Source organism: Chryseobacterium sp. R2ACT005 (assembly GCF_049949215.1).
Taxonomy (GTDB): Bacteria; Bacteroidota; Bacteroidia; order Flavobacteriales; family Weeksellaceae; genus Chryseobacterium.
Genome location: NZ_CP188192.1, coordinates 1,509,387 through 1,527,061 on the forward strand (window position 1 = coordinate 1,509,387; position 17,675 = coordinate 1,527,061).

12 protein-coding genes and 1 tRNA gene are annotated in these 17,675 nt (G+C 35.3%); 7 read left to right on the forward strand and 6 right to left on the reverse strand.

Going from position 1 to position 17,675, the window contains the following annotated elements; all coding sequences use genetic code 11:
- Window positions 1–8 precede the first annotated feature (8 nt).
- From ACPF63_RS06915 to ACPF63_RS06925, 3 genes are all read left to right on the forward strand, one after another.
- Window positions 9–2,030 carry a hypothetical protein gene (locus ACPF63_RS06915; RefSeq protein WP_426482505.1) on the forward strand — a complete coding sequence of 674 codons (2,022 nt, stop codon included), beginning with the start codon at window positions 9–11 and terminating at the stop codon, window positions 2,028–2,030.
- Window positions 2,031–2,163: 133 nt separating this feature from the next.
- Entirely contained in the window at window positions 2,164–2,619 is a 456-nt protein-coding gene (locus tag ACPF63_RS06920) for a lipocalin family protein (protein WP_077416560.1), read from the forward strand.
- 25 nt (window positions 2,620–2,644) lie between these two features.
- Window positions 2,645–3,109, forward strand: coding sequence for a hypothetical protein (locus ACPF63_RS06925; protein WP_426482506.1), 465 nt, complete (start codon window positions 2,645–2,647; stop codon window positions 3,107–3,109).
- Between the two features lie 361 nt (window positions 3,110–3,470).
- Here ACPF63_RS06925 and ACPF63_RS06930 read toward each other — a convergent pair whose 3' ends face one another.
- The 3 genes from ACPF63_RS06930 to ACPF63_RS06940 all read right to left on the reverse strand — a co-directional run bounded on the left by ACPF63_RS06930 (window position 3,471) and on the right by ACPF63_RS06940 (window position 7,997).
- Window positions 3,471–3,815 carry a DUF962 domain-containing protein gene (locus ACPF63_RS06930; RefSeq protein WP_077416564.1) on the reverse strand — a complete coding sequence of 115 codons (345 nt, stop codon included), beginning with the start codon at window positions 3,813–3,815 and terminating at the stop codon, window positions 3,471–3,473.
- A 154-nt stretch (window positions 3,816–3,969) separates the two neighbouring features.
- Window positions 3,970–5,652, reverse strand: a complete 1,683-nt coding sequence (locus tag ACPF63_RS06935; RefSeq protein WP_426482507.1) for an APC family permease — start codon at window positions 5,650–5,652, stop codon at window positions 3,970–3,972.
- Window positions 5,653–5,756: 104 nt separating this feature from the next.
- Complete coding sequence (locus tag ACPF63_RS06940; protein ID WP_426482508.1) at window positions 5,757–7,997, reverse strand: CocE/NonD family hydrolase; 2,241 nt, start codon at window positions 7,995–7,997, stop codon at window positions 5,757–5,759.
- Window positions 7,998–8,254: 257 nt separating this feature from the next.
- On the opposite strand from ACPF63_RS06940, the gene ACPF63_RS06945 reads away from it, so the two are divergent.
- From ACPF63_RS06945 to ACPF63_RS06955, 3 genes are read left to right on the forward strand one after another with little or no spacing between them, the layout of a single operon-like run.
- On the forward strand, window positions 8,255–11,218 hold the full coding sequence (locus tag ACPF63_RS06945; RefSeq protein WP_077416570.1) for a tetratricopeptide repeat protein: 2,964 nt from the start codon (window positions 8,255–8,257) through the stop codon (window positions 11,216–11,218).
- Window positions 11,219–11,221: 3 nt separating this feature from the next.
- Window positions 11,222–11,713: a hypothetical protein gene (locus ACPF63_RS06950; RefSeq protein ID WP_426482509.1), complete on the forward strand. Its 492-nt coding sequence runs from the start codon at window positions 11,222–11,224 to the stop codon at window positions 11,711–11,713.
- A gap of 34 nt (window positions 11,714–11,747) precedes the next feature.
- The gene (locus ACPF63_RS06955; protein ID WP_426482510.1) at window positions 11,748–13,508 is read left to right on the forward strand and encodes a TonB-dependent receptor; all 1,761 of its coding nucleotides are present in this window, start codon (window positions 11,748–11,750) and stop codon (window positions 13,506–13,508) included.
- Between the two features lie 59 nt (window positions 13,509–13,567).
- On the opposite strand, the gene ACPF63_RS06960 is transcribed toward ACPF63_RS06955, so the two are convergent.
- The gene (locus ACPF63_RS06960) at window positions 13,568–14,662 is read right to left on the reverse strand and encodes an alpha/beta hydrolase (protein ID WP_426482511.1); all 1,095 of its coding nucleotides are present in this window, start codon (window positions 14,660–14,662) and stop codon (window positions 13,568–13,570) included.
- 284 nt (window positions 14,663–14,946) lie between these two features.
- On the opposite strand from ACPF63_RS06960, the gene ACPF63_RS06965 reads away from it, so the two are divergent.
- A tRNA-Arg gene (locus tag ACPF63_RS06965) sits at window positions 14,947–15,018 on the forward strand.
- Window positions 15,019–15,423: 405 nt separating this feature from the next.
- On the opposite strand, the gene ACPF63_RS06970 is transcribed toward ACPF63_RS06965, so the two are convergent.
- Together ACPF63_RS06970 and ACPF63_RS06975 are read right to left on the reverse strand one after the other, a co-directional pair.
- The gene (locus ACPF63_RS06970) at window positions 15,424–16,002 is read right to left on the reverse strand and encodes a DUF6705 family protein (RefSeq protein ID WP_426482512.1); all 579 of its coding nucleotides are present in this window, start codon (window positions 16,000–16,002) and stop codon (window positions 15,424–15,426) included.
- A gap of 4 nt (window positions 16,003–16,006) precedes the next feature.
- Window positions 16,007–17,500 (reverse strand): hypothetical protein, encoded by a 1,494-nt coding sequence (locus tag ACPF63_RS06975; protein WP_426482513.1) that lies wholly within the window; start codon window positions 17,498–17,500, stop codon window positions 16,007–16,009.
- Between the last annotated feature and the right edge of the window lie 175 nt (window positions 17,501–17,675).

The window sequence follows — 17,675 nt, forward strand, 5'->3', positions numbered from 1 at the left end:
CAATAAATATGGAAAATCAAATGCAAGTTGAAAATTACAGGATTCAAAAACCTGAAATGTGGGCAGGAAATATTGGAGATGAGGAAATAAAAAATAGAATCAAAGACTCCGAATTTGCCAAAAAACAAATTGATGAAGGCCGTGATTACTGCTACTTTTTAGACAAAAAATATTACACGAGCAATACGGAAAACAGTGAATATGTCTGCATGGCTTATACTCTGAACGAGCCGGGAAATCTGGAGCGAGCTTCTGTGTCTGATGTCATTGTGGAGGAAAATGAAGTCTATCAGATTCACAGGATCAGTGTTTTGAGAGATGGAGTACTGATAGATAAAATTCCGGATACGAATATTAAAGTTCTTGACAGCGAAAACCAGAGCAGCGGCGGAGTTTTGAGCAGTAATAAAAAGATCAATATTACTATTAAAGATCTCAGGCTGTATGATGTACTGATTTTAGAAGATTCAAGGATTAAAGCATTTACAGACCGGGATTTCCTAAGAAAGGAATTCTCAAAATATGTATGGGTAAGTCCGGATAATTACTGGGCCTATGGCAATTTTAAATTTACTTTTATCAATGAACGTGAGCAGACGATTGCCTATAAAAAGACATTTTTCAGAGATGAGCAGGGAGATGTTCTGGAACCGGAAACGAACCATCTGAAAAAAGGGGAGAGGTTTGTGATAGAAGAACAGAATTATATTAATCCTGTAGATTCAGGAAGAGAAATTTTCCCTTATGTGGACTTTGCTACCGAAAGCAGCTGGAAAGACCTTTCCAATTATATTGTGCCTCTTTATGAGGAGATTTTCAATAGCTCTTCCTTGAAGGATTTTGCGCCGAACCTGATTGAAAAGCTGGATGCTATTGCCGATCAGGGTGAAAAGCTTCAGTTTGCTGTAGAATATGTTCAGAACCATATCTATTATATCTTCAATGCGGATGAAATGAATGGACATAAGCCGCAAGCACCGTCTGTAACCTATGAAAATAAGCAGGGAGACTGTAAAGCGAAATCAGTTTTATTAAAAGTGATCCTTGATTATATTGGAGTGGATGTTTCTGTTGTATTGGTGAATTTCAATACAGATTATTATATCAAATATTACCTTCCATCACTGTTAAGCTTCAATCATGTTGTCGTAAAAGTGAATTATAAAGATCAGGAATACTTTATTGATGCTACGATTCGTGATGAATTCGGACTGATTGAAAACAGAGGATTCATGTATTTTATGCATTATCTGGAAGTGAAAAAAGATCAGGAGCTCCAGATAAGAAAACCTTATCAATTTCCTTATTTCTGTATTGACGAAAAAGTAGATTTTAATGTACAGGGGACTGTCGGAAAGTTTACTCTGTCAACAACTTACAAAGGAAGCAGGGCCAATGCCATGAGAAGGTATTTTAAAAGCACCAACAAAAGGGAAATTATAGACAGCTGGAACAGTTTCCTTTTCTATGGCTTAAATTATTCGAGTGACAGAAATGGTACAGATGTACGGAATGTATTCAAAGATGCAACCATTGATGTGATAAGTGATGATAAAAGACTGAATGAAGTGAAGATTCAATATACCGCTATCATTGAGAATCCTTACTATGTAGACCCTCAGAACAACCGTTTCCTTATGTATTTTGACAGAAATGTTGTGAAGGCAAGTGCAAGAGATTTTATGCATAAAGATTTATCGTTCTGGCATAATTTCGATACCGAAAAGTATGAAATTAATCTCTATACAGATCAGAAGATTGATACCGAAGAAAAATATACGGTTCAGGAATGCACCATTGCCAATCCGTATTTTGACTATAAAAGCCGTAAAAAAGTAAGCAAGAACGGGGCAAGTGTATACATCGAATACAACCCTCTGATCAATCTTGAAATTCCGCAAAGTGAGTTTGAAAAGTTCAGAACAGACCATCATACCATTGCAGACAGCAATTTTGGAATTGGAATTGACATCATAGAACCAGGGCTGATGAATAGACTTAAATTCAGTTTTAAGAAGAAATTTAAATAGAGCCTGGATTCTAAAATTCAAAGTTTAGAGTTTAGGGTTTAAGTTTCGGCGGGCGGCGGAGCCGCCCGCCGAAACTCTTTATTCCAATTATTGTATATTCATTTAAAATCATATAAAACACACAAATTTATCTATGCAGAAGATATTTTCTCTTGCTTTTCTTATGGCAGTATCTTGTATGAATGCCCAGAAATTAAAGAAAGAAAACGTTACAGGATTCTGGAAACTGAAAGAATCCGGGTTTTATGAAAATAAAAAGAAAGTGGTAAAAGAATTTGATAACTGCCGTCTGATGAGAAATTATGCCATCAGGGAAGACGGATATGCCATTTATAATTATGTAGAAGGGAAAACAGGTGACTGCAGCCCATCTGAACCAAGACTTTCTTTTTGGAGAATCGTAGAAAACAGAATTCAGTTTTATGTAGATGAGCAAAATATACTTGAAGAAGTGGAAGTGACCCTTAATCAGGATAACACAATGACTTTTTCAAGTTACATTCCCAATCCTATTAAAGTAAAAGGAGATGCTCTTGCTGAAAAAGTGGTAAACACCATCCACTACGATATCCTTGAGAAAAAATACTAACAGCCAACAGTAAACTTTTGATGTAATGAATTATGTAACGATAATCTATCTCCTTAATATTGTTCTGTATGCAATGTATTTCTTTACAAAAACTGGCGGAGAAACAGATTTTTCTGGTGTAGATTTTTTTATTTCAGGAATTTTATCTCTTTTTTTGATCTTTGCGGGATATCTGAATGCAAAAAAAGGAATGATCTACAGAACCGTTCTGTGGATGTTTTTTTTGAATGTTTTCTTATTCGCTTGCTCCGGTTTATTCGATCAGTTTGGAAGTCATTTTAATATTCTTTCTACAAATAATAGTGACAGTTTTATTTTTACATTGGCGCTCATTGTTTATAATGGATATCTTTTTCCTCTAACGATTAGTCTTGAGGGTTCTGGCCTTTCATTGATATTCCCGGTGGTATTATCTTTTATTCTGCCCTCATTGGGATATCTGATAGGGAAGAAGCTTCATCCAAATAAACAAAATCCCACTGAATTATAGTCATTGCGAACCGAAGGTGAAGCAAACCCAAAATTAAAAAATTATAAGTAGAAGTTTTTTTGAACACACAAAGGCGCTAAGATTTTTACAAACCATGTGTATGTAAGACGCAAGGATTTTATCTTTGATAAAATTGTAAACTGCATATTCTTAACCTCTCAAAGTTTTTACAAATTAGGCAGATTCTGATGAGAAAAAATGTTAAATCTCCGGAATGATCTCTGGGAAATTGATAATATTTCTTTGCTGAAAATCTTAGATTTTTTTTGCGCCTTAAAATTGACGAAATGTATAAACTTTTGCGCCTTTGCGTTTCCCAACACTCAATATTTTTCGTATAAAAAAAGAACTGGAAAAAGCTTTAAGGCTGTTCCTGCTTCTGTGGTTGATTATTGGATGTAAAGAATTTCTGCTTACCAATCAACAGTTCAAAAAAAAGTCTGAAATCCGAAATTAAAGACCATAATGGATATTTAAAAGTAGCCGGTCTGTTTCTCTCAATCACTGCATGACTGAACCAGGCAAATCCATATCCGAAAATTGGAATATACCAGAGAAATCTTTCCTTTCCGGAACTGATCACATATCCTATGACGAAAAATATGAGCAGTGTTCCTATAAAATGAAAAATCCGGGTTCCTGTTTTACTGTGTTCAGTAAGGTAAAACAGATAAAATTCTCTGTAGGTTTTAATTCTTTCAGCCATGGTAGGTTAGTTTATTGATTATATTGAAGTTATAGCAATAATTCGGCCGATTTTTTTAGAGTGTAAAAAATAAAAAAGGCAAAATCGCAAATCAGTCTGTTCAAATGTTCGACTTTTTTGCCATTTTGCCTTTTCGAAGTTTTGCTGCTATTTTTTAGCTATTCTTTAATTCTTTTCCAAGTTTACTGTTTTTATATCCGTAGCAGAAATAAATAACCATACCGATCAGGAACCACATTCCGAACCAGAACCAGTTTTCATGGCTCATTCCTGTGAGTAGATACAGACATGAACTTAATCCAACCAATGGAATCAATGATAAGTTCTTGACAAAAGCTACTACACATAAGATCAGGTTGATGATAATAAAGAAGAAAATAGAAGCTCTGAATTCTCCTTCATTAGGATCTGACCAGTTCATCAGGTTGTCAAAAAACTCCGGTTGCCACTTATAGAAAGCCATCAAACTACCAATGAAAACAACAGGGAAAATAATTTTACCATTCACATACGGAAGGTGAAATCTGCCTTTGATTTTCTCTTTGGCCGGAAGCATAAGTACCCCTGCACATACCAATACGAAAGCGAAAATAGTTCCGATACTCGTAAAATCCAGGATAAATGTTTTATCTGTGAATAGGATAGGAATACCAACTACAATTCCGGTAACAACAGTTGCGTAAGAAGGAGTTTTATATTTTGAATGTACCTTCTGGAATCTCTGAGGCATCAGTCCGTCACGGCTCATCGCATACCAGATTCTCGGCTGTCCCATCTGGAAAACCAATAATACAGTGGTAATGGCAACAATAGCAACAAAGGAAACGGTAAGTTCCATCCAGGCTACATTAGCATTTGTTTTTTCAAAGATGAATGAAAGCGGATCTCCTACGCCATCAAACTTTTTATAATCTACCATCCCTGTTAGTACAAGCGTTAGGGCAATATAAATTACCGTACACAGTACAAGAGAGATAATCATTCCTTTTGGTAAGGTCTTTTGTGGATCTTTGGTCTCTTCAGAAAGTACACTTAAGGCATCAAATCCGATATAAGCAAAGAATACTCCGGATACTGCACTCATTACTCCGGCAAAGCCGTTTGGCATAAAGGATGGTGTTCCGGTAGTAGGGCTTACTGGTGTCCAGTTTTCAGTATTGATATAAGAAAAACCAACCAGGATAACCAATATAATTACACCTAGCTTTAAGATAACCAGAGAGTTATTGAAGTTTTTACTTTCTTTTACTCCTACATAGCAAAGCCATGTAATCAAACCATTGATAACCAATGCCGGAATGTCTACAATGAATTTCAAACTTCCAATCAATGGAGCTGTTTTCCAGGCATTTAACAGTTCTTTGTTTTCTGAACCATATTGAACTGCTTTTCTTGCTTCAGTATAGCTGCAGGTCAGATAATCAGGGATATGCATTCCGAGACGCCCTAAGAAACTGGTGAAATAGTCCGACCAGGAAAAGGCTACGTAAATATTTCCGAAAGAATATTCCATAATCAGGGCCCAGCCGATTATCCAGGCAATCAGCTCACCAAAACTCGCATAGGCATAGGTGTAGGCAGAACCTGCGGTAGGAATTCTGCTGGCAAATTCAGCATAACATAAGGCGGTAAATCCACAGGCAAAACCGCAAATCAAATATAGAAGAATAACACCGGGACCACCTCTGAAAACGGCTTCTCCCAAACTGCTGAAACTCCCAGCTCCTATAATAGCCGCAATACCAAAAAATACAATGTCCCATACACCTAGGACTCTTAAAAGTCCCGTTGAAGTATCTGTATCTGAATAGATTTTTCTTCTAAAAAGTTGACTCATTCAATAACTATATTTGATTTGAAAAAAAGCAAATGTAATGATTTTTTATTTTGATGTTAACATTTGTTAAGAACATTTAGGTAAAAATGCTCAAACAAAAGGTTTTAATCCTTATAAACAGGTATTTCCACATAGCTGTCATTATACCATTTTACCTCCAGAGGTTCCCCGGAATCTTTTATCGTTTCGTCACTTACATCCTTGCCTGTCCCATAATTGATCTGCCAGTTAGGGTTTTTATTCACACCCACCAATAATAGCAGTTTACTTCCTTTTTCTATTTTTTTACTCATGAAATACGAGTTATTAATGGGAATCTGCTCCATTTTATTGGGTTCAAGAAGCTGTCTTACTTCATTGTTCTTTGCATAGCTGGCTCTCACAATATGAGTTGATAATAAAGATGATTTTCCGTCCGGCTGAATCTGATACAGATAGGTGTCAGTATCAAAGTCTTTTTTATTGATGGAAACATTGAAGAATCCTGAAAGGTTTCCGCTGATGATCATATCCTTATCCAATACTTCACTTTCAAAAGCAATTGAAGTAGTCATTTTTATACTGTCTTTTTTACTGACTTTGTAGTAAATGTCTTTCTGATCTCTGTTTTTAAAATCAACAATTTGTTTTGTGAAATTTTGGGTATCCGGTTTATTAAACACGGATGAGGTGTTTTTCTTGTCCTGAAGATAGAATTTAACAGTGGAAGTATGCATTTTGTCAAGATCAGAAACATGTTTCCACGTATTGGTATTCATCACCTGGAAATTAATTCTGTCTTTTAAAATTTCCGGTTTTTTGCCTCCTTTAAGAATATAATCAAACCATGAAAATGCAAGGTCATCGATACTTATTCTGGCTGCCGGATCAATAGGGCTGCCATTCACATAAGTAAAGCCGAAACTCTGTGCTCCTCCATGATTATAGGGACCTATTACCAGATAATGGTCTGCATTTTTATTGTATTGATGATGCTTTTTAAAATAATACAGCGCGCCTATCTGATCATCATCATAATATCCGGTTGTTGTCAGAATTGGAATGTTGATTTTAGAGAAATCCTCTTTGTAAGGAACCATTTTCTGCCAGTACTGGTCATACCCCGGATGATCCAGCCACCGTTGAAAGATTTTGCTGGGTTTCCCGCTTATCGTGTCCAAAGACCTGAATGATTTTCCACTTTTATACCATTCTGTATTGATTAAATTCCATTTTGCGAAATTGCTAAAGTCTACTTCATCAGTAAGTTTATTGTTGGTAACATACTGTATCCACTGCAGCATATAGCTCATAAATATATTATTCTGTGCCGGATAGTCTATCCCGATTCCTACTGCAACCTGCGGTACAATCGTCTTTAATGCAGGATGCAGTTTTTTAACAGCTGCCCACTGGCTGAAACCTAAATAACTTCCACCAATCATTCCTACTTTTCCGTTGCACCATGGCTGTCTGCTTATCCAGTCTATTACCTCATAGACATCTTCCGACTCATGCTCAAAAGGATCATTTACATCCTTACTGTTTCTCTTGCCGCGGGTATTGACAACAACTCCTACGTAATTATAAGTAGCCGCTCTCTTTCCAAAAAATTCATCAAACGGACCCGCATAAATATTATTGGTAAGTATAACAGGAAGTGGGGAAGTGTTTTCCTTTTTTCTGACAATGGTAATCGTTAAGGTATTCCCGTTCTTTATTTTAAGATCTCTGGTTTCAATAATGAATCTTTCCTTATCCTTTGAAGCCAGCAATTTCATCACCTGGGGTTTGATACTTGAATATGTTTTATAGTTGAGATAACTTTTGCATAGTGAGAGAGCAGTTTTGTAATCAATACTATCTTTGTTCTTTTGCGCGTCCAGTATTTGATTCATTTGTTTTCTGGATTCTTTCACATTGCCGTCAACTGCAAGAGGTAATCTGGGAATCAGTTTTTCCGGAATGCTTTCATATTTTTGATTAAATGCCTTCTGAAGCGCATCAGAAAAAGAGAGGCTGCTTTCTTTTTGTGCCAGTTTAGCCATGCTGTACAATTCAAAGCCCATCAATCTATAGTCTCCCATATGATGATCGGCAAAGAGATTACGGTTTTCTGACAGAGAAGCCAACGAGTTTTTATAATCCTGAGCTACTATCTGTAAACGGAAAAGATTGTCCAGAAGGTCGATCTTGTTTTCCGGTTTGTACTTTGCAGACTGAAGTTGAGGGATCACTTGCAGAGCAAGTCCTGGCATCTGTTTTTCCAATATAAGAGAGTCTGTTACAGCTGTCTTTGGAAACTGAAATTTTTGTGCCTGCAGCGGGTTTACAAAAATTAATGCTAAAAGTATCTTAAATTTCATGTGATAGTGTGTTTATGGTATGTTTTTAGCTGCTGTTGAAAAAGTATCAACTTAAAATATGTTTTTGATAACTTATTATTAAAATTGTTTACATTTTATCAGACGAAAGTAGTAAATTTTATCATTGAATGGTGAGAAATTTTTCATCATTGCTAAATTGCTATTTAAACCTAATAAATCTGTTAAAACTTGCTTAAACAATAAGTTTTTAATATTTTCGTTAACTTATTTAGACTAATTTTCTTATATCAAGAAGAATGAAATCAAAAAAAATACTTTTAGCGGCTGCAGTAGTTTATTTCGGAATCTCCGATGCTCAGCAGTCCCAATATTTTACCCAGAAAGAAAATTACAGGTTTAATCTAGCCGAAAATCTTTATCAGACCAAAATATACAACGCTTCTCAATACGAATATGCAAGACAATATTTCTACAATCAGAACTTGTCTCGTTCGAAAAAGGAAGCTGCGCAGTTTTTTGATAATGTGATTGGCGTGATTCTTCAGAAAAATCATGCTGAAGAAGGATTAACCGCTTTCATGAAAGAATATCCGAATTCTGCTTATTTTGCACAGGCTAATCTTCCATTGGCAGATTACTACTTGGCAAAAAAAGATTTTGATAAAGCTTTGGAGACTTTGAAAAAAGTAAACCAGTATCAGCTTTCAAAAGAGGAAAACACGCAGTATATTCTGAAGCTTGGGTATGCGAAATTCATGACAGGTGATTCTAAAGGAGCTATCGATGCCCTGGAGGAAGCTTATAAAACAGCTGATCAGTCTCAAAAAGGAGAAATCGCTTATATGTTGGGGCATTTATATTACAGCAACAGACAAAATGATAAAGCTTTCCAGTATTTTGATTCTATAAAAGATCAGGATAAGTTCTCAAAGCTGGTACGTCCTTATTATGTACAGATGTATTACAATGATAAGAACTACGATCAGGCAATCACGGAAGGAAATGCTTTGTTGAACGAAAATATTTCTGATTCTTATAAAGCAGAAGTTCATAAGATTATCGGGGAGAGTTATTTCATGAAGAATGATTATACGTCTGCTTATCCACATTTGAAAGATTATCTGAGTGTACAGCAGAATCCGTCTGAAAACGATTTGTATGAGATGGGATTTGTAGCTGCACAGCTAAAAAAATATGATGAGGCGGTTTCTTATTACAACCAGCTTCTGAACAGCAATTCAGCCCTGGCACAGAATGCTTACTACCAGTTGGGAAATGCTTATCTGGCAGTAGACAAAAAACAGGAAGCTCTTTCTGCATTCCGTTCTTCTTATCAGATGGATTATGATGCAAAAGTGAAAAAGCTGGCTCATGAGCAATATGCTAAATTAAGTTATGATATTGGAAACCCGTTTGAAAGTCCTTCTGCGGTAATCCAAAGTTATATCAATGACAATCAGAATGGAGCTAATGATTCAGAAATGAGATCATTATTGGTAAAATCATATCTGTATTCCGGAAACTATAAAGAAACTCTGAACGCTATTGACAGATTACAGAGTTCAACTCCTGAGATCAATAAAGTAGACCAGGAGGTTTCTTATTTATTGGGGACTGAAGAATTCAACAAAGGAAACTATGACGAGGCTGAAAAGTATTTCTTAAGAAGCCTTGGTTTCAATCTTAATAAAGAATTTAACAGCAGAGCTTTATATTGGCTGGCACAGGTGTATTACCAGAAAGGAAATTATCCGTCTGCCATTGTTCGTTATGAAAAGCTTCTGAACGAAAACTTCCCTGAAAAACAACAGCTTCCTTATGATTTAGGATATGCTTATTTTAAATCCAAGAAATTTGATCAGGCCGCTGCTTATTTCAAACAATATCTTACCAATCCGAAGCCGGAATTCAAAAATGATGCAGAACTTCGTCTGGCAGATATTCATTATGCCAATAATGATCTGAATGAAGCGATTGCCATCTATGATAAAAATGAAGATGCAACGGATTATACTTTGTACCAAAAAGCAATGGCTTTAGGATTCAAAGGAGATACTCAGGCGAAAATTACCAACCTTAAAAACCTTTTATCAAAATATCCGGATTCTGAATATTACGATGATGCTCAATACGAAATAGGAACAGCCTATGCTGCTCAGGATGATTTTACAAACTCCAATGATTATTTCGGAAAAGTGATTAAAGGATCTGCTGATAAAGATTTAATTGCTAATGCTTCAATCTACAGAGCACAGAATTATATTGATCAGAACCAGAATGATAAAGCACTTTCTGAGCTGAAATCTTTGGGTGAGCAGTATAAAAATACAGCATATGCCCAGAAGGTTGTTCAGGCAGCGAAACCTGTCTTCACGAAAAACGGAGATGTTTCAGGTTATGAAGCCTTCGCAAGAAATATTGGTGTCAATGTAGATGCTGCAGAAATTGATGAGATCAATCTGTCAACAGGTAAACAATTGTTTGCGAAGAAAGATTATAAGAATGCAATTTCTTATTACGAAAAATATCTGACTCAGAACCCAACAGGGGAAGGATTGTACCAGGCGAAGTATGAATTGGGGGAAAGTTATTACCAAACTAATAATTCAACTAAAGCTTTACTTGTGCTTCAGGAAGTTGCTGGAATTCAGAATGATTACCAGGATGATGCACAAACTCGTTTAGCTCAAATCTTTATTGCACAAGGGAATACTGCAGAAGCGAAAAAGTACCTTGAGGGAATTAAAAACTCTTCCAATATCAGCATTAAAAATTATGCAAATGTTGAGCTGATGAAGCTGTATGCAGAAGAAAATAATTTCTCTGAAGCTGAAAAATTAGCCAATGCTGTAATTGCTAATTCTAAAAACTCGGCAGCTGTTATTGAAACTGCGAAAGTGATCAAAGCAAGAAGTCTGATGAACTCAGGAAAAGATAAAGATGCACAGTCTGCGTATGTTTCTCTTGAAAAATCATCCAACACTTCAGTAGCTGCAGAAGCTTTATATGCAAAAGCCTATTATCAGAACAAAGGGAAAGCGTTCAAATCTTCTAATGAGACGATCTTTAAGCTTGCCAATAACTATGCATCAGAAGAATTTTGGGGAGCAAAAGCTTTGGTATTGATGGCGAAAAACTATATCGGCCTGAAGGATAACTACCAGGCAAGTTATACATGTGATCAGATCATTGCGAACTATAAGGATTTCCCTGAAATTGTTGCAGAAGCAAAAGAAGTTAAAAAACAGATTAAGAAATAGGACATGAAGGTTTTTAAAATTGCTATTTATTCTTTCTTTGTTTCGGCTTCACTCTGGAGCTGCATTCCATCATACAGTGCATATCCTAAAGAGTATAACCGCGCAAAAACTGACTTTCCAAAACAAAAGGCTTTTGTAGTGAACAAAGAGCTTAAGAATGAATTTGAGATTTTAAAACATTCAGATATTTATGAAATTGTAGAAGACAGTACCCATGCAGCTAAAATAACACTGCATCCCATGCTTACCCGTACTCCTCCATGTGGAAATCCTATGATTGGGAGTATGCTTACAGTCGGGTTATTGCCTTCAGGATTTCCGTATGATATTTCTTACAGTTATGATGTAGCTGAGAACAGTACAACGAAAAATTATCAATACAAATTACAAGTTTATCAAAGCCTTTGGCTGTTTAATATATTCAGACTAGGGAGAACTTTTTCAAAACAGTCAGGGAAAGCTTTATTAGGCAATTATATTGCTTCCAATAAGTAAAACCCGTTATATATTTTTTTCAAATAAAGAAAATATGAACAAGAAGATTCAAATATTATCCATATTATTTTTAGGAATTTCGTCAGTGGCGTTTTCCCAGATCAAGGAGGAAAAACTGGTTCTTAACAAAAAAAGAGAGCCGGAAGTGAAGAAGATCGAGAAGAAGAAGACTTCTGTGGAAACCATTAAAAACTATCCGCCGGAAGAGAAATCGCAGACTCCTGTGAAATATACCATCACGGATGTTCCCGCTGTTTCTGATTTCAAAACTTCAACGATTCAGGGTGAGGATGTTGCTCCGAAATTTGACGGAACGGCTCAAAATAATTATTTCCAGTTCGGAATGGGTAATTACGGTAAAATCTTAGTAGATGGAAACATCTCCAAGACCCTTGAAAATAAATTTGAAGTGGGAGCGGATGTTCACGTTCTTTCTACTAATGGTCTTAAAAAAGAGTATGACTGGAAATCCGGACAGACTTCTGCCAATATTGGTGCTTTCCTGAACTCTTACGGAGAAAAAGGAAAATTCAATATCAATGCTGAATATGGTTTAGACAACTATAATTATTACGGGATCTATGCGATGCAGCCGACTGGTGAGCTTGATCTGAAGCAAAAAGTAAATCAGTTTAAAGTAAACGGATATTATGACTTTTATTCCAATGAAATCTTAAATGATGTAAGGGTAAAATCATCATTCCTTAAAGATCATTTTGATGCTCAGGAAAACCAGGTTTCCATTCTTGCCAACTTTTCCAAGCATGCGGTAGAATTAGGAAAATCAGGAATCAATCTGAATGCTGATCTTGGAGTAGGATTGGATGCGGTGAAGACTGATTTTGCCATCAGAGATAAAAACTCTTCCAATTTCTTCAATACCAGCCTGACTCCGAAAGTGACGTTCAGAAAAGGTGATTCCTATTTAATGTTAGGTTCATCATTCTCTTTCCTGAATGCTAAAAACTCTAATGATCAGCTGGAACAGCAAAAAAATAATAAGACCTATTGGTTCCCGCAGGCAGAGTTTCAGTTTGCTGCAGCCAAAGAATTTAAATTCTATGGTGGGGTAGACGGAGGTCTGAAACTGAATACTTACGGAGATATGTTACAGACGAATCCATTCATCCTTTCTGATCAGTTTTTAAAGCCTACAGAGACGAAGTATCATTTTTATGTAGGATTGAGAGGAGATATTGACGAAACGCTGAAATACGACTTCTCTGCAGGGTATGGAAAGATGAGAGATATTATGTTCTTTAAGGGCAATGGTCTTTTTGATAATACCTCTGTTGAACGTTCTGCCTATAACTTTGCCAATACATTCTCTGCGGTCTATGATGATGGAAATGTAAGCGATATCAAAGGGAGCGTGCAGTATTTCCCATTAGCAAACCTGATTTTAGATGGAGAATTAAGATTTACAAAGTATGATCTTAAGAATTACGACAATATTTATAACGTTCCATTGTTCAATGCGAGCATCGGGGCAAAATATACGATGCTTGACAAAAAACTATTGTTAGGATTTAAAGGAATCTTTGCAAGTGACAGAACGACAAACTCTTTTGCCATTGAAGGAGTGGGATCTCCGGTAATCTACCAGTCTACGGAGAATACAAACGATAAAGTGGGTGGCTATGCTGATTTAAATCTTTCTGCAGAGTATAAAATTCACAAAAACTTCAGCGTTTTCGCACTCGGAAATAACCTTCTGAGCTCAAAATACCAGACGTACAAAGGCTATAAAGTCCTTGGTGCACAGATTTTGGGAGGAGTGAAAATTACATTCTAAACTTTAAGATATTTCAATAAAACAAAAAACCTTACATTTCAGGATGTAAGGTTTTTTTATTACTTGTCTTTAGCAGTTGGTAAGACGTCATTCAATAAGGTAACCAGCATTTTTCCGGGTTCTTCCCAGGGAATTAAATGTGCTGAATTTTCAAACCAGATTCCTTTTTTTACAGGAGCTTTTACATTTTGTAACCATGCATTGGTGGGTTCAGAAGGGGTTGTATAATCGTGGCGTCCCATGAACATGAAAACGGGAATAGGGAAATTTTTTACGGTTTTGAAATCAACGTTTAAAAACTCCGGTAAAAGTTTTTTCAATGTAAAAAGACTTCCGCCGCCAAGGGCATCAAGATCTTTTTCAGAATATTCTGAGAAGAGCAGAGGGGCCTGGAAATAATACCGTGAATTATTTCTGAAAGCCGTTAAACCACCATAATATTGCGGCCATTTTCTTGCAATAATAATTTTTTCCCGTGTAACCGGCTGATTTCCGGGATAGGGTGCAATGGATTTCAATTCTTTTATGGCAGTTTCATTTTTTAAACGGGTTGTTTCTTTTAAAGCAAACTCTACGCTTAAACGCTCATTATCTTTGGTATTGATAATCTGACCTATTCCAACATAGGAATAGAAGAGGTCAGGTCTTTTTAAGGCAGCATTCATGGAAACAATAGTTCCCCAGCTGTGGCCCATTAATATTACTTTTTTCTTATTGTATTTTTTCTGAATATATTCCGTCAGCTGAATCACATCTTTTACATATTGGTCAATATGTATGGTTTTTCCCAAATTAACGGTATCATTAATAGCATAGGTTTTTCCTGCAGCTCTCTGATCATAATTAACGACTGTAAAATACTCTTCAATGGGTCTTTGAAACATCCACATAACCGGAGCTACAGGAGAGGCGGGCCCTCCGTGAACAAACAGTATAATTGGATTTTCTTTATTCTGTCCTCTTACATATACCTGCTGTTTTATACTTCCTATGGTAACAGGATAGCTTTCCTGAATCCCATTGGGGGAAACAATGGAGTCGAGATCTTTAATGATTTCTTTAGCTTTGGTATACTCATCATTGGATGGGTTATTCTGTGCAAAAAATACAGCTGCCCAGAAAAACAGAAAGGCTGATAATATTTTAATTTTCATAATTTTTGATCTGCGAAAATGTGCTTTATGTTTATGGTATGAGTCTGAAGTTTATTTTGAATGTTACATATTTTATTTTTTAAACATCTGAACTTTAAATGTTTGCTCTTTTTCTTCATAATATTCCCCATTGATCCGGTTGCAAAAAGATAATTTACCTTATCAATGATTTTGTAATTAAACTTTTGCAGGCTTTATAAATTGTAAAAAAATCAGTATTTTCGCAGTCGAAATCATGACAATGGTATTTTGAGATTACTCATTACGTATTGTTTTATGAACACGGCTGCATAGTTTAATGGATAGAACTTCGGATTTCGGCTCCGACAGTGAGGGTTCGAATCCTTCTGCGGTCACTAAGGGAAATAATCAACCTGCTGTTTTTCAGTGGGTTGATTTGTTTTTAAAAACCTTATTTTGTAATTGTTTAGAGAATAGGAGTAATTTAAATGCAAGAAACTATTAATGAATTTTCAATTATAATATATTAATATCGTAAAACATATAGATTAATTTGCTGTTCTGGAACTACGGTAAAGTAAGTGTTTTTAAGCTATTTTAGGATATTTTATCAAGTTTTAAGCCTGAGTATGATGTAAGTATAAAAGTGGCTTAAAATAAAAATGATTGGCTTTACCTATCTGTAGTAGAACCAATCATTTTTTAGTTGAAGATATTAAGCGTAATTACTGTTTAGTAAAAATCAAATCTTTTGTTTCTGGAAGATAAATGGTTGTATCCAAAGTTGAGGGACATTTAAGTTATTGCTTTGTCAACACGATATCTTTAGGAAAATTCATTGGAAAGTCATTATTCTGCTCTACATAGGCATTGTGCTGGCAAACGTCATTATAAAAGCTTGGCAAATATTCAAAGTGCAAAGTCACTTGGTTTGGAGTGAAATTAGTAATGATTAATGTTGCTGTTTTTCTACACATATTTTTAGGAGAGAATGTAAGAGTTTTTTGTAGACCATTTTTTAGGTTTATTCCCATTCCTCTAAACTCTGGTGCTTTATAATCAAAATCAGAAATTCTGTCTATTTCCACAATCCCACTTGCGTTGATTATTTTTCGTTCTCCCAAAATTTCATCTCGATAATATGGATGTGTATCTCCAGGAATAGAAGAATAAGATTTATTTTTTTTCAATTCTAAAAAAAGTGTTTTACCATTCCAAGTGCCCTTCCATAATCCAACATATTTATCCAGTTCATTATTAGTATCTTTTAGATAGGCATTGTCTGGAATGTCACTTGGGCTTGTATTAAGAGGGTAAATCTGTGCTTTACAGAAAATTGTAATAATTATTGAAAATAATATTAATAATAATTGTTTCATAATTTTATGTTTTTGGACATTGTCTTGTTTTTCTGCTTCCGTTTTCAAGGTAAATTTCTGTATTAGTTCCATCACTATCAATTTTGAATAGTTTAAATCCAACCATATTCATTTTATCTTTCATAAATTTTAAAAACTCTTTCTCCAATTTCTCCATATCATATATAACTTCTTCACTTACATTTGTTACCTTAACAGCACTGCTAAGATAATCAATATATTTCGTGTTTAACTCTTCAAACTGTTCTGCTGTATAATTAGGAAGAGAGACAACATCTGTACCATCAAAAGCCATTAAATAATTACCATCGCTAGTTACTACTGTATATGTAAGGTCATTTAAAGGAATTTGAGGCGTACTCGTTAGCGTACTATTCAATCCATTCGCCCAAATTATCCATTGATTAAATTGTAAAATATCTCCTGGAGAAAATATTGGATATAAACCATCATAATGAGTATGTTGTATTGCAAATGTATTTGGGAAAAATTTAATGTCTACTTGCTTTGTTCCAGGCCTATTTTGTAAGAGTTGGTTTTCTGTTCCTGTTTGAGATGTACCCAATCTATAACCATTTTCATAACTGAAACCTGTTTTCTCCTTTAATGCAGTTATGTTAGCTTTAAATTTTTCATTATTAGTAGATTTTTTTATCCTTCCACAAGGAGTATACTTTGGAAGTACAAACGTCGGCAATGTAGGAGTCCCTTCATTTGGCCCACTTCCTAAGCCTGTAGTAGATCCCAATTCGCCACCTCCTGGCGAGCCGTCATCTCCCAGGGCTGTACTTGCTGTGCAGACTAATGCAACTACAGTAAGATGTTGAGCTGGATATCCTCCTTGATTTTGCCAATTACAGCCACCCCAGGAGCTCTCATTACCTTGGTGATGTTCTCCTGTATAGCAAGAGAAATACATGTCTACAGTTTGGTAAGAACAAGATGCTGTACCTCCCATATTTCTATTGGAAAGGCCCGCTCCATATGTTCCTTTTACAAGTTCTACTGCTGTTGTTTTTCCTGTTGTTTTCACTCCTTTTCCTGAAAGTAAGTCTAGTTTTTCCTGTAGTGTAAAATTATAAGTTACTAAAAGTTCTTTATAGCTACCGTCGGGTAAAGAAGCCAATACCAGATTTTCTAAAGGAGCATTTTCAGGAGCATTCTTTCTAACTAGATTAAATGTGTAAGTGTGGAAAGTAGGTCCAGATTCAATATAAGTTACATTGTCTGTATTAATAGAAAATCCATTTGTGAAATTAATTGTTTTCCCTGATACACTAATGCTGGTCTTTTGAAGAGTAGTTTGTGTTTTTTGTAATTCAGTTTTAAGAACCAATTTGTGTTTACTTTGTTCTAGACTAATTGTTTTAGATGTTGGTCTGAATTGATTGCTGTTGTTGTATGTCTCTTGTTCTGATATTAGTTCATTCCTACAGGAATATAACAAGATTAAAATGGTCACTAAGGGAAGTAACCTCGAAATAAATTTATTTTTCATTATTTGTATAAAATTTGAAAGTTATTTAGTTTTCTAGGCGACAAATATATAAAAATCATTAAATTGCTTACTACGGGAAACCATTTGTTGTTTAATAATACAAATATATTGGTCAAAGCGACAAAGCGTGTCGTATTATGATTTTCTCTGAATTTTCCCATTTAGAATATTTAAT

Coding starts and splice junctions, on each gene's coding strand:
- ACPF63_RS06915 (WP_426482505.1), top strand. CDS start 9: ATGGAAAATCAAATGCAAGTTGAAAATTACAGGATTCAAAAACCTGAA.
- ACPF63_RS06920 (WP_077416560.1), top strand. CDS start 2,164: ATGCAGAAGATATTTTCTCTTGCTTTTCTTATGGCAGTATCTTGTATG.
- ACPF63_RS06925 (WP_426482506.1), top strand. CDS start 2,645: ATGAATTATGTAACGATAATCTATCTCCTTAATATTGTTCTGTATGCA.
- ACPF63_RS06930 (WP_077416564.1), bottom strand. CDS start 3,815: ATGGCTGAAAGAATTAAAACCTACAGAGAATTTTATCTGTTTTACCTT.
- ACPF63_RS06935 (WP_426482507.1), bottom strand. CDS start 5,652: ATGAGTCAACTTTTTAGAAGAAAAATCTATTCAGATACAGATACTTCA.
- ACPF63_RS06940 (WP_426482508.1), bottom strand. CDS start 7,997: ATGAAATTTAAGATACTTTTAGCATTAATTTTTGTAAACCCGCTGCAG.
- ACPF63_RS06945 (WP_077416570.1), top strand. CDS start 8,255: ATGAAATCAAAAAAAATACTTTTAGCGGCTGCAGTAGTTTATTTCGGA.
- ACPF63_RS06950 (WP_426482509.1), top strand. CDS start 11,222: ATGAAGGTTTTTAAAATTGCTATTTATTCTTTCTTTGTTTCGGCTTCA.
- ACPF63_RS06955 (WP_426482510.1), top strand. CDS start 11,748: ATGAACAAGAAGATTCAAATATTATCCATATTATTTTTAGGAATTTCG.
- ACPF63_RS06960 (WP_426482511.1), bottom strand. CDS start 14,662: ATGAAAATTAAAATATTATCAGCCTTTCTGTTTTTCTGGGCAGCTGTA.
- ACPF63_RS06970 (WP_426482512.1), bottom strand. CDS start 16,002: ATGAAACAATTATTATTAATATTATTTTCAATAATTATTACAATTTTC.
- ACPF63_RS06975 (WP_426482513.1), bottom strand. CDS start 17,500: ATGAAAAATAAATTTATTTCGAGGTTACTTCCCTTAGTGACCATTTTA.